The organism is Rosistilla oblonga (assembly GCF_007751715.1).
Taxonomy (GTDB): Bacteria; Planctomycetota; Planctomycetia; order Pirellulales; family Pirellulaceae; genus Rosistilla; species Rosistilla oblonga.
The window spans coordinates 1,837,302-1,850,848 of record NZ_CP036292.1 but is presented as its reverse complement, the minus strand read 5'-3'; the positions used below and the strand labels follow the sequence as shown (position 1 = coordinate 1,850,848).

The following is a 13,547-nucleotide window of genomic DNA, read 5'->3' as shown; positions in this document are numbered from 1 at the left end:
TTGAATCACTCTATCCGACGCCTTTGATGCGTGCCGCGCGAATCGCGCGCCTTGGCGAGAAATACCTCGGCCCAGTTTGTACGGATGCTAATACGTGTCGGGCGATGGGTGAAGACGATCTGGGCTGGTACGTCGGTGGGGTACCTTCCTTCGCTCGCATGATCGACAACATGCGTCGCATCAATGAATCCGCTGTCGGTGGTCGATGGATCGTCGTCCCTGCGACGCGGGCATGGGCCAGCGTCGCTTACGAACAGTGGTTTGATGAGGCTTGTTCTGGAACTCGCTCGACCCTTTGGCAAGACGATGCCGTCACGTTCTGTGTTCCAGAACGCCTCGCCGAACTTGGCAAGGGCGTCGACGCTCAACACGCGCCGATCGCAGGTGTCATCTTGCTCGACCCGAATTGTATCGTCCATCGCGGGCGAGGCTTCGGGAAACGCAAATCTCGTATCGCTCACGACCGTCCACAATTGATTGTTAACTTTCGCTCCAAGCTGGCCGTCGGCAACTGGTGCCCGCCGTTGATGGTCATGTCGCTACACAAGGCGGCGGCTGTCTCGACGCAAGACATATCACGAGTTTATGGACTCGACGCGATGCACTTCATCGACGGCGCGACGCTCAGTTGCGGTGGCATCAAGAAACCAACGAAGCAAAATCCTGCCAAAGCCGGACAGATTACGAGCCCTCTCGTTAGTCACTAGCAGATCAAACATTTCAACCAACCATCAAGGAACCCAACGAGCATCATGACAGAATTCATCATCGCATTGATCGTTGTTGGCGGGATGCGTTCATTCGCGTTTCGCGGCACGACCCCTGAAGCCTTCAAAGGCGACATTGGATTGCTCGTCATCCTGACAATCGCGTTCAACGTGATGTTCTAGGATGCTGAGCCATGAGTCATAAGGCATCCTCGCTAGCACCCGGCCGCTCACGCGTCGCAGATCGCCGAGTGTTGAACCACCAAACCAGCAAACCAAGCAGAATGGAGCACATTAATGGAACAGAACAGATCCATTGTTGACCGTGTCACATCCGCGTTTCTTGAAAAGATGCACGAGTCCGATGGTACGAGCGACATCGCAGGCGATGTTGGCAAACTGATTGCCGAGAACGAGAAGCCCAAAGCAGGCGACTTCATTGTAATCTTTCAATCCAAGACTAACGAGGATGCAACCAACGCATGATTCAAATCAAAGAAATCACGATTGACCACGTCCGCGGGATCAAACACTTCAACCGCGAGCTGAATCTCCTTTCGCTTGCAATCCAAGGCCCGAACGGATCAGGGAAGAGCGGCGTCGTGGACGCTGTCGAGTTCGGGCTGACAGGCAAGTGCAGCAGGCTGAAAGGCCTCGGCACGAAGGCGCTGACCGTCAAAGAGCATGGGAAGCATGTTGACGCAGACATCGGCAAGGTGACGCTGACCCTGCATGTGCCCAGCCAAAATCGCGAGATCGTCGTGACACGGACGACGAAGAATCCGTCCAAGCCGAAAATCGAACCAAATGATGAACTCGCGAACGCCATTGTCAGCGAGATCGCCGGTCATCCAGAGATTGCATTGACCCGCCGGCAAATCATACGATTCATCTTGGCGGAATCCAAAGACCGATCGAAGGAACTGCAAGCGTTGTTGCGGTTGGACAAAGTTCAGTCGACATGTGATGAACTCCGAAAAGCCAACGCACAATGTGCCCGATTATCGACGGCTGACCAGCAATCGCTCTCGGACCTCACGGCAAAGCTCTGCACGCACCTTGGCGTTCCTCAGATTGAAGACGGAAAAGTGCTCGCGGTGATCAACCACCACCAGTCCACTGCGGGTTTTAGTCCATCGCCTGATCTGGATAGCTTCTTGTCGCCTGCGTCCGACAAGAGTGTTGTCACAAAACAAGAAGTCAATAAGCAGAACGCGATCGCCGAAATCCAGACGATTCGAGACTCCATTGCTGACGATGGCATCGGTCAGGCTTGCGGCCAGATCATCAGTCAGCTCGACACCTTAGATGCAGCCCCGACGCTAGCGATCGCATTGGCCCGGCACCAGTTGATCGGATTCGGGCTAGATGCTCTCGATGCCGACCAGTGCCCGCTGTGTGACAAAGAATGGGAGTTCGAGAAATTGAAGCAGCACTTGATGGCGAAGCAAACGCAGTGCGAAGCAGCAAAAGCTATCAACGATGCGATCGAGAACGCCGCAGATACGTTGTCGCTCGCCTTGACTTCGATCGGCCGCGACTTGCAAAGTCTCGGCGTGATCGCCAAACGACTTTCCTCGCCGGATCAAATTTTCGAATTGGAGACGGCGTACGAAAGGGTCTCTTCCTGGGCAAATGATCTGACTACGCAGGCCGGCATCATGTCCGGTCGAACTTGGATCAGTAATCCGCTGAAATTGAACAGTGTCTCGGCCGCTGTCGAGGCACTCGCTGAAAAGGTGAACCAGCTCCCGGAGCAATCCGCAACCGACCATTCGCGAACGTTTCTGGTCGAAGCCAAACGCCAGCTAGCCGAATACAAGCAGGCCAAGGAGAAGGCAGCGGTTTCGGAGAAAGTCGCAATGCTCGCAAAGCGTACTCACGCGGCGTACCAACAAACGTCCGAGGCGGTTTTGAACGAACTCTACGGCCATGTAAAAGCTGACTTTGAGCACTCATACCGCTTCATCAACGAAGACGACGAAAGCGATTTTGAGTCGGAGTTCAACACGTCGGAGAACAGCCTCGAAATCAAGGCCAAGTTTTACACGCACGGCATCCACCCGCCAGCCGCTTTTCACAGCGAAGGACACCAAGACGGGATGGGGATTTGCCTGTACCTGGCACTCATGAAACACGTATTCGACGGTGACTTGAAACTGGTCATTTTGGATGACGTTGTCATGTCGATCGACAACGGGCATCGCAAGAAGCTCTGCGAACTGCTCCGCACCAAATTCCCCGATACACAATTCATCATCACGACACACGAGCGAACCTGGTTCAAGCAGATGCAGACCGCCAAATTGATCGAGCCGAAATCGGCAATCCAGTTCAGCGGCTGGACCGTCGACCACGGTCCCCAGGTTTTCACGGCTGTCGGTACATGGGACGAGATCGAAGCGGCCTTGCAAAAGAATGACATTGGCCTCGCAGCGTGGCGGCTTCGCAACCATCTCGAGTGCCTATCGTCAGAGCTTGCCGACGATTTGGGTGCGGATGTTGTCTACCGCGCCGACGGCTCTCATTCCGTTGGAGAACTGTTCCCGAGGGTTTGTCAGCGGTTTCGGAAACTGTTGAAACAGTCCGCCAAAGCGTCCAAGAGCTGGGGGCATGTCGACAAGGATGAAGAAACGAGCCAGCTCGAAAGCAAATTCAAGGATCTGGTCACACGAATTGAGGAACAGGAAAGCTGGATGGTGAATCCTGCCGTCCATCACAACCAATGGCAAGACTTCACCCGGCAAGAGTTCACGCACGTCGTAAAGGCCTATCGCGAGCTGCTCGATTGCCTGACCTGCCAAGGCTGTAAAACCACAGTCCGCCGCAACAGCCCAGTCAAATGCACCGAGATTAGTTGCATGTGTGGGTGCCTTCAATTCCGTTTGGTCGAAGCCACCGCGACGCAGAAGGCGGAGCGAAAAGCCGCCGAGGCAATAAAACTTCGGTTACACGCTCAGTAAAACCGGACGATTTCGGATTCACACCCGTTACGAAATGTTAATGAAAAACATCTCAATCACTGCCGTCTTGTTCTTGTTTGTTTTCATCGCCGGTTGCGGTGGGTCTTCGTTGCCGACCGGCGACGAGGCCCGTGGTCGGTTGTCGGAAGTGGAGCGAACTCGTACGGAGCAGAACCAGCGAATCGCGAGCCTCGAAAGTGAGCTGACCAAGTCGCGGGAAGCGAATCATCGCTTGCAAGCAGAGCTGGCGGCAGCCGAAGGCGGCAAGGGATTTGAGATGGAAGAGAAGCAACGAATCTTGGACGGCCGCAAGGCTGCTCTGGACACCCTCGAGACCCAATTGCTCGAGCGAGAGACCGCGATCATCGACCGCGAAGAGTCGATCGTTAAATTGGAAAACGACTTCTATCGCAAGACCAATGACTCAATGACCGACATTGGCGAAGCCCGGCATGTGAAGACTGAGTACGAAAATATGCGTCAGGAGAAAGACGATGCCGTGGCGACGGCTGAGTTTTGGCTGATGTTCGTTTGGGGCGTTTCGATCGCATTTGCGGTCGCGTTATTGGCCATCGTCCTTTTGCTGTATCGGTCCGTGTCGATGCATGCGATCCAGCGACGCGAAATCCAGCATCGCCAGCAAGTCGTTGACCTGCTTAGCACGTCCGTCGCGGCCCGGCTTCCGGCCGATGATGCCGCAACCGTGGTCGATGCACTGCAGCGTATCAGCCAAAGCGGTTGATGAGGCTTCGCAGAACATACGGCATAGATGTCACCCTGTTTCTTATGGCCCACTGCTCACATCTTCAAACACGATCCGGTAAGATGACCACCGCTGTGAATCCCGAAACAACAATCCATTCTCGCATTCACGGCGGGCCAGTATTTCAACCCACCAAGGAGGATCCGTTACGCGTGGACCCAACATTACATAATAAACTCGTCAGTTTCGTCTGGGGCATCGCTGACGATGTGCTTCGCGATGTCCTGGTCCGCGGCAAGTATCGCGACGCCATCCTGCCAATGGTCGTCATTCGTCGGCTGGATGTGATCCTGGAATCGACCGACGAAGAAGTTCGCAAGACCAAGAAACTGCTCGACGATAACGGTATCAACGAGCAATACGGTGCCCTTTGCAGCGTTTCGGGCCAGCCGTTTTACAACACGTCTCAGTTCACGCTGAAATCGTTGCTGGCGACCGGCAAGAAACAAGAACTGCGTCTGAACCTGATCGACTACCTTGACGGCTTCTCGCCCAACGTCCAAGAGATTCTGGACAAGTTCGACTTCCGCAACTTGTTGCAAAAACTGCAGGACGCCGGCGCGCTCTACTCGCTGATCGAAAAGTTTGTCTCGCCCTCGATGCACCTCGGCCCCGAACCGGCCACCGACGCCGATGGCATCGAAACGCATCCCGGCGTCGACAACCACACGATGGGCACGATCTTTGAACACCTGATCCGGATGTTCAACGAAGAGAACAACGAAGAGGCCGGGGAACACTGGACGCCGCGCGACGTGGTGCAGTTGATGGCCAACTTGATCTTCAAACCGATCGCCGACCAGATCGAAGACAACACCTACCTGGTCTACGACGGAGCCTGCGGGACTGGCGGTATGTTGACCGTTGCCGATGAAACATTGACCGGGCTGGCCGAGGATCACGGCAAAGCGGTTTCGATCCATTTGTACGGTCAAGAATTGCAGCCAGAGACCTACGCGATCTGCAAAGCCGATCTGCTGCTCAAGGGCGAAGGTGAAGAAGCCGCCAACATCATTTACGGATCGACGCTGGGCGCGGACGGATACCCGGCCGAAGAGTTCGACTTCATGCTCTCCAATCCTCCGTACGGAAAGAGCTGGAAGATGGACCTCGATCGGTTGTGTGATGGCAAGAAAGCCGACATGACCGACCCGCGGTTCGTGACCGAACTGAAGAGCGAGTACGGCGACGACGATGACTATCGAATGATCACGCGATCCAGCGACGGACAATTGATGTTCTTGGTCAACATGCTGTCCAAGATGAAGCACAACACGCCGCTGGGCAGCCGCATTGCCGAGGTCCACAACGGCTCCAGCCTCTTCACCGGCGATGCGGGCCAGGGTGAATCCAACATTCGGCGCTGGATCATCGAGAACGATTGGCTCGAAGCGATCGTCGCGTTACCGCTGAACATCTTCTACAACACCGGCATCGCGACCTACATCTGGGTGCTGACCAACCGCAAGCCCGAAAACCGTCGCGGCAAAGTGCAATTGATTGATGCAACGAAGCAATTTGAAAAGCTGCGAAAGAACCTGGGTTCCAAGACTTGCAAGCTGAATGCGGATCATATTCAAACGGTGACGCGGCAGTTGCTGGACTTCGAGGAGTCCGAGACGTCGAAGATCTTTGACAACGAAGCTTTCGGGTACTGGAAGATCACCGTCGAGCGTCCGCTGCGGTTGCGAACCGATTTGACGCCCGAGCGTTTGCAGCAATTCGCGGCGGCCTGCGAGTCGGATAAACGCAAGTCGATCAAGGCATTGCCGCCGCTGGTGGAGAAGTTGGCGGAGCAGATTGGTGCGGGGCCGCACATGGACTGGGAAGCTGTGTTGGTCGAGCTGAGGAAACTGGCCAGCGAGATGGAAATCAAAGCCAATAAGACGGAGCAGAAATTCATCCGCGACTCGTTAGCCGAAACCGATGAACTGGCCGAGCCGGTTGTTGCCAAACGCACCAAGCTGAAGAAGGGCGAGACGGTCGACGAAGTACTGCAAGAGTTGCTTCCTTCGGATGAGGCCGGCATCGATAAATCGACTGAAGCTCGCGGCCGACGCTACGGTTTCCACGTGCTGACCGAAGGCAAGTCCACTTTCATCGTTGAGCATGAACCGGATAGTTCCCTTCGGGACACGGAGCAGATTCCTTTATTAGAGGAGGGCGGCATCGAGGCTTTTTTCGAGCGCGAAGTGCGTCCGCACGTCGCGGACGCCTGGATCGACGCCGAGCAAACCAAAGTCGGCTATGAGATCCCGTTCACGCGACACTTCTATCGGTACACGCCGCTGCGGAGTCTGTCCGAGATCACGACTGATATTCAGGCTTTGGAAAAGGAGACCGAAGGTTTGCTGGAGAAGATCACGGAGGTGGTCTCGTGAGCGTTGTGACGACCGATCAAAGCAAGAAAGCTGTCCCTTGGCTCATGGGATTTCCCGAACATTGGGGAATCTCGAGGGGAAAATCACTTTTCTACAAAGTTCAACGCCCCGTTCGAGAACAAGACAAAGTCATTACCGCGTTCCGTGACGGCGAGGTCACATTGCGCAAGAACCGTCGCTCTGATGGCTTCACCGAAGCGATGCAGGAAATCGGATATCAAGGAATCCGCGTGGGCGATTTGGTGATTCATGCGATGGACGGCTTCGCAGGAGCCATTGGTGTTTCAGATTCGGACGGAAAATCATCTCCTGTCTATCAAGTCTGCTTGCCCAGATCCTCTGAAGCAAACCCGTATTACTATGCCTATTTACTCCGCGAGATGGCACGAACGAATTACATACTTGCACTTGCAACTGGGATCCGCGAACGGTCCACGGACTTCCGTTTTGGTGATTTTGGCAAACAGCTCTTCCCGGTTCCCCCGCGGCGAGAGCAGGATGCGATCGTGTCGTTCCTGGACGGCAAGCTCGCCGAGATCGACCGCTTCATCGCCAACAAACGCCGCCTCATCGAACTGCTGGAGAAAGAAAGATCGGCGATTCGCATGAAGGCAGTAACACGCGGATTATCGGCATCGCCGAAGCTGAAACCATCTGGCATTTTCTGGATTCCCGAGATTCCTGTGGGTTGGTTTCCTGGAAGGCTCAAATCCGAATTTGACAACTTCAATACACGCCGCATCCCGCTCAATTCAAGCGAGCGTGGGGCGATGAAAAAACGCGAATTTGACTATTACGGGGCATCCGGTGTAATCGACAAAGTTGATGATTTCATTTTCGACGAGGATTTGATTCTTGTCGCCGAAGATGGCGCAAACCTCGTCCTGCGCAATCTGCGTCTTTCGATCATCGCAACGGGCAGATACTGGGTCAATAATCACGCGCACATCTTGCGTCCCAAGCGAGGTGACTTCTACTTCCTAGCCGAACTTCTCGAAGCCATCGACTACAACCCGTGGATTAGCGGTGCGGCTCAACCGAAGTTGACCAAAGATCGCTTGATGGCTATCGAAATTCCAGTCCCTCCAAGCGATGAGCAAAAAAAGATCGCGGAATTCCTGCGAACGGAATATGTACGGATCGACAAGGTGGTGAACGCAGTGTCGAAAGAAATCACACTCATGAACGAGTTCCGCACGTCGTTGATCGCCGAAGCGGTGACGGGCCAGCTTCAACTGACAGGCTGAGTGACCGGAACCACGCGATTTGCTTCTCCAACACGTACAAAATAGAAATACCGCCAGCGTAGAAATTAGACGCTACGTGCTGCGGCTTACTCGATAGGTAGCCTTACAGGTTTATCAAATGACTGACTTTGACTACGAAAAGCTCTTCGCTGGTATGTCAGAAGGGCCTGCAGTGCTTCTGATGGGGCAGGACTTGCTGCGACAGTACGGCAGCGAGGACTACTTTTTGAGCACCTGCCAAGCTCGCTTTGGTTTAGAATCCGCTAACAGCTACGACGATCTAATCGCGAACTGCGGTGAAGCAAAATCACTCATGCCGATTTGGCACGACATCAGTAGCCGCATTGCAGTTCCAGATGACTTGGAGAAGCTGACTTCGCTGCCTTGGAATTGTGTTCTCACATCGTCCATTCACGATGTCCTTGACCGGGCTTTGGCGGCCGATTGGCGATCGGTCACGCCGGTGCTTGACGACACCACGTTTCCTTCAGATCCGCGCAACCGGGTGAAGCTAAGTCTGTATAAGTTGTTTGGATGCGTTACGCGTGACGAGTCGCGGGAGCAACCACCCACAGATGAGATGGAGCAATTGGAGCGAGACGGCGTGGCTGCGACGATGCTGCGGCAACTGCCGACGCTGGTGACACCCCGCGGGACGCTTTTCATCGACGGATTGGATGAAGCCGACTGGTTAGACACGAAGGTATTGGCAGAAGCAATCGCGAAATTGGGCTCGGGACAGACACACTTGTTTGGCGCAACCGAACGCACCGGCAAGGTTAGAGAGATCAATTTGCTGCAAAGGATGAACAAGATCACCTTGCATTCAATGACGTTGGGGCAGGCCGCGGACTCTCTGCCCAAAGACCAAATTCATGGGTTAATTAAGACTAGCCGCAGTTGGGTCGAGGGTGTTGAGTTCACTTTCCCCAATCAGAAGAGACATGTGTTCAAGGCATCCGAATGGCGGCGATTGACCAATGGTGTCACGCTGCTAACCGACGCCGACGCGAAAACGAAATATAACTTTGCATCTACGGATGAAAAGTACCGGCGATTTCGCGATTTCCTCTACGGTTCTCACGGTGTCCCCGACTGGCAGGCGCACGTGACCGGATTGGCTTTTCGCCGTCAAGAGTTTGATGACTTGAAGGAAACCGTTTTTGAGGCTCTGGAGGCACAAAGGCTTAACGAAGAGCCCGTGCTCGTCACCGGGCAGAGTGGTTCTGGAAAGTCGGTCGCTCTTGCAGATTTGGCAATTTCCGCACGTTCACGGGGATGGCCTGTGCTCTATTTCGGTCGTAACCAAACAGACATCGACGCGGGATTGGTCGAAAGAATTTCTGCCGAGCTTGATCGTCTGGAGAGCACCTCAGTATTGCTGGTCTGGGATGCGTCCCAAATGGGCGAGCAGTATTCTTCGCTGGCAGCCTATCTGGCGTCGCGTGGGCGGAAGGTCCTGGTGGTCGGGTCATCGTATGAAGAGTTTTCCGGCGCGACCTGCATTCCGTTTCCGATCATGATGTCCGGCTCAGATGCGAAACGCTTTCGTGAGCATTTGAAGAGTTTCGACAGTAGCATCGTGGAAGACATCTCTGCGGGCGATCTGGAGAATCCAAATTTCTGGGCTTGGCTTTGGAGACTGCTCCCCGAATCTCGTGGTCGGTTGCGGCTGGGCCTACTGGCGGAGGTGGAAACTTATAACTCCAGCCTGGAAGCATCACTACAAGCTCAGTCGATTGCTGTTCCGGTTGCCACGGGCACGCTGGGATCTATCCTCGCCGAAGCAGGTGTCCAAAATGAACAAACCGACGCAACCGAAGAACTCGAATTCCGCACGGCTACCGGTGTGGCCGCTGAGCAAGTACAGAAGCTCAACGGTTTGATTCTAATTCCAAGCTTTTTCGGGCAGGATGTTCCGGTCGATCTCGTCCTTCGATGCCTTGGCAAAGAGGGATTTGATGTGCTTAGGCAGGCGTTGAACGAGACTCCGGTCTACCGTTGGACGGAAGACGAGTATGGAAATCACGCGTTGGGCGCCCGGCAGCAATTGGAGGCTCAGACCGTAGTCCGAACCCAATTTCGACCGGCGGAGCAATTCGATGTTCTTAAAACGCTTTTGAAATCGGTCCGCGCCACCGGAGATTGGCAGACGTACAACTTCGAGGTGGACTTTGCGCTTCGCTTGCTTAACGCAATTGGCCCAAGTAGCACGCTTCGCACTTCAACAGACAACGACTTACTCGATCTTGCCGATGTCATCGCCGAAATATTGGCGAGCAGCGGAACACGTGCCAATCCAAGACTCGCTTTTCAAGAAGGCTACTTTCGTCGCGAGGCGTTGCTACGAAAGCTGAATAACGTCGAGTGGGACGACCTCGAAAAACTTGATTCTGCCGCGAAAGGTCTGATTCAAGACTACGAGAAGGCAGCGGCGGCTTTGAATCAAGCCGAAGATTCTTATAGCGAGGCATCCGACAAGCGATATCGTCGTCCCCTTTCGAGAGTTCACAACGAGTATGCAAGCCTCTGCGTGCTCGCACAACAGATTTTGTCAGAGATCGCGACTCGGGCATCCGATAGTCCGATTGAAGCGAGAGTCCGCGGTGCGATCGGGTCCGGATTCGATGAGGCGGTTCGTCACTGCACACAAGCTGCAATCTTCGATAGCGAGAACTACTACTCTCTGGACGTGCGATTCAAAGCGACGAAGAACGAATTGGATGGAGGAAGATTGGTTGGCAGGCAGAGTAGCGGCAAACGAGTTGAACTGATTTCAGATTTGTGTGATGTCCTTGACCACGAATCTTGGCGATCATCCAAAGAGCAGTACAACAAACGCAGGATCGAACTTTCGCATATCCTTGGTGATCCATCAATCAAGGAAGAGGCACTGGAAGAGCTTGCGAAACTTGGGTCAACCGCTGGTGAGTATATGCTGGCACGCAATTTAATTTTTGATAGTCAACGGAATTGGCGTTCCGATGGTGACATCGAGCGCGGGCTTGAGCGAATTGAAGCCGCTGAGGAAAAACTCGATTTGCGACTGGCCAGGCTTTATACAAATGCCTGGTGGCAACGTTTCGGAAAACTTGACCTCTACGAGTCCGAGCGACGTTCTGTTCCACTTAGCAAGTCTCAATGGGAGCACTTTGCCTATTGGCTAAATCGTCGCATCACGTTTGCTGACGAGGAGAGTTTGAAAGCTAGGTTCTTTTACGCTTGGGCCCTTTTTCAAACGGGCCAGTATCGGGAAAGTGAAGACCAGTTTCGGATTTTGGATCGGTCAACGATGGCCGGTCGTTACCGAGTCGTGCGTCTCTGCGTTTGGGGTAACGAGCGAGGTGAGCCGATTCCATGCCAAGGAACCATTCGTCGCGTCTCGGAAGACACGGATAAGGGATGGGTTTACGTTCCTGCGTTGCGTCGAGAAATTATTTTCCGACCGACGGAGTTTCAATCTCAAACCATGCTAAGCAATCGACCGCTAGAAGATTTTTGCATTGCATTCAATTTCCGGGGAACGATTGCTGATCCAATTCGGTTAGTGACGGCGGCTCGAAAGGCGTGAGCCCATGAATCAATCAGATTTTGACGAGCTGCTGGAACGTCTTGCTGATGAGTCTCAGTGGCTTCATCTTCGAGCGTTTGCCGGACAGTCTGATGAGATCCGGCAATTCGTTGACGAATTGAAGGCGGCGCAGGTTGCGGAACAGTCAGCGAATCCAGCCAAGATCCTGTTATTTGTTCGCTATGGCAACTCTCGGCGAATCGACGAGGCTGTGATCAATGCATTGGAATTCCCTTCAATTAACCCAATCGTGCTTCAAGACGGTTGCGGCGAGCACAACCACAACTCCTTGTTCGGAAAAGGAATTGATCGGAGCGTTTGCGAACACGATGAGATGAAGATCGTCGTCAAGAACATTCATCATCTCGACGATGCTGGACAGCGGCGGCTTACTCGTTACCTGAGAGCTTGGCTGCCCTTCGCTCAGAAGCAGATTCTCTTGATTGGACAGGATTGTGCTGCATTCGAGGAGACTCGTAGCATTTTCTCCGATTTCACGACCGGTTTCCGCTATCCGACATTGACGCAACGAATAGGTGACTTGGTTTACGAATTGCACTTAGCTGCCCGTTCTTGCCGCGGAGGATTGGACTCGCTCAATATCGAGTCAGTCAAACTTCTGCTCGACCACGCATGGCCAGGAGATATTGGTGAAATTGACAGCGTAATGCGTCGGATTTTTCGCGAGATGAATTCTGGCCGGGAACTCGAAGTTGAATTTGTTCGTAGTTGCATCGCTCCGCGAAATGTCAGCCGGATAAAGGCGCTCCCCCACGACGAACTGATTCAAAGATGGAATGATCTCGTTCGCATCCGCGAACAGATTGATCAATTGACAACCAGCTTTATAGGAGCGCCCTTTTTTGCTCAACGGGCTGAGACATTTACTCAACGTCCGCTCGGCTCAGGTTGCTCTGAATTTGACTTCTTCCGCTTAGTTTCATGGTCGTACATGATGCTGGTTGAGTGCGGCGGGCCGAATGTTCTCAGCTTTGAAAAGCTCGCTGGAGGGCTGCAAGTTCAGGCTGATCAAGTATCGGAGATCAAAACTGTGAGCGGCCGCTTAAGAACCTATCTGCAACATTCGCTACAGTACGCCTCGAAGTCCGATCAAGCAACAATTGACATCGCAGGCCAATGGTTTGACAAAACAGTCGGGCGTTTGACGCCGCAAAGCCACGATTACGAGGTTTGTGTTGCGACGTTGATCGGTCAGCTGACCGATGCCTTTCATGACATTCGAAATTTCCTGAGACTTCTGAACGAAGACGAATACAAGACTGCGATAATTCGCCAATGGAAAGATCGGGTTGAAAAAGCCTGGCCGAAGCATGAACTCGATTCTATTGTCGGCGAAGCGCTCGGCGAACTGGGGCGTAGCGATTTGGACCCAATCGCCACATCCATGAAGCTATTAGGGAAAATGCAGGAACGGTTGAAGGTTGTCGCTCGCGACGAAAACCCGCGAGAACTAATGCTAAACCATGCGAAAAGTCTGGTCCGTGCTCAATTTCCTAAGGACGTGTGAGGCGTGGCATAGGTGTCTATTTCCAAAGCCAAGCTTTCCAATTTTTTCGAATCGTTTGCTCCGCTTTACGTCTTGGGGACCACCTACACGGTCAGCTTTACATTCTTTGAATCGGTGGTCTTTCCACTGATTGATCGGCGAAAGTTGCAACGGTGCGTGCTGCTTTGCGATAAACACGGCTTTAAGCGGGCGACGGCGGAAGCGTTTGCATTGCGCGGGGGCGACTCGGGAGTACATGGCGGTCACGGTGCCGTGCCGGGGTAGCTTTCAGCTGAAGGTATGATTGATGGTCGGCGAGCAAAACCTGGTGTTGTTGGTGGGCAGCGGGAACCTGACTCAGTCCGGGTTCAGCAATAATTTGGAACTAATCCAACTGCCCTGGACTTG

10 protein-coding genes are annotated in these 13,547 nt (G+C 53.6%); all 10 read left to right on the top strand.

Going from position 1 to position 13,547, the window contains the following annotated elements; genetic code table 11:
- Window positions 1-104 precede the first annotated feature (104 nt).
- Entirely contained in the window at window positions 105-707 is a 603-nt protein-coding gene (locus CA51_RS06525) for a hypothetical protein (RefSeq protein ID WP_145118900.1), read from the top strand.
- A gap of 45 nt (window positions 708-752) precedes the next feature.
- A complete protein-coding gene (locus CA51_RS25700; RefSeq protein ID WP_197451642.1) occupies window positions 753-890 on the top strand; it encodes a hypothetical protein in 138 nt (45 codons plus the stop codon).
- 114 nt (window positions 891-1,004) lie between these two features.
- Window positions 1,005-1,193 (top strand): hypothetical protein, encoded by a 189-nt coding sequence (locus CA51_RS06520; protein ID WP_145118898.1) that lies wholly within the window; start codon window positions 1,005-1,007, stop codon window positions 1,191-1,193.
- Complete coding sequence (locus CA51_RS06515; protein ID WP_145118896.1) at window positions 1,190-3,670, top strand: AAA family ATPase; 2,481 nt, start codon at window positions 1,190-1,192, stop codon at window positions 3,668-3,670. The genes CA51_RS06520 and CA51_RS06515 overlap by 4 nt, the downstream gene beginning before the upstream one ends.
- Window positions 3,671-3,710: 40 nt before the next feature.
- Window positions 3,711-4,412 (top strand): hypothetical protein, encoded by a 702-nt coding sequence (locus CA51_RS06510; RefSeq protein WP_145118894.1) that lies wholly within the window; start codon window positions 3,711-3,713, stop codon window positions 4,410-4,412.
- 173 nt (window positions 4,413-4,585) lie between these two features.
- A complete protein-coding gene (locus tag CA51_RS06505) occupies window positions 4,586-6,814 on the top strand; it encodes a type I restriction-modification system subunit M (protein WP_145118892.1) in 2,229 nt (742 codons plus the stop codon).
- Window positions 6,811-8,061, top strand: coding sequence for a restriction endonuclease subunit S (locus CA51_RS06500; protein WP_145118890.1), 1,251 nt, complete (start codon window positions 6,811-6,813; stop codon window positions 8,059-8,061). The genes CA51_RS06505 and CA51_RS06500 overlap by 4 nt, the downstream gene beginning before the upstream one ends.
- 118 nt (window positions 8,062-8,179) lie before the next feature.
- Entirely contained in the window at window positions 8,180-11,632 is a 3,453-nt protein-coding gene (locus CA51_RS06495; protein ID WP_145118888.1) for an ATP-binding protein, read from the top strand.
- A gap of 4 nt (window positions 11,633-11,636) precedes the next feature.
- Complete coding sequence (locus CA51_RS06490) at window positions 11,637-13,160, top strand: hypothetical protein (RefSeq protein WP_145118886.1); 1,524 nt, start codon at window positions 11,637-11,639, stop codon at window positions 13,158-13,160.
- A gap of 12 nt (window positions 13,161-13,172) precedes the next feature.
- Window positions 13,173-13,424: a hypothetical protein gene (locus CA51_RS06485; RefSeq protein WP_145118884.1), complete on the top strand. Its 252-nt coding sequence runs from the start codon at window positions 13,173-13,175 to the stop codon at window positions 13,422-13,424.
- Window positions 13,425-13,547: the final 123 nt, after the last annotated feature.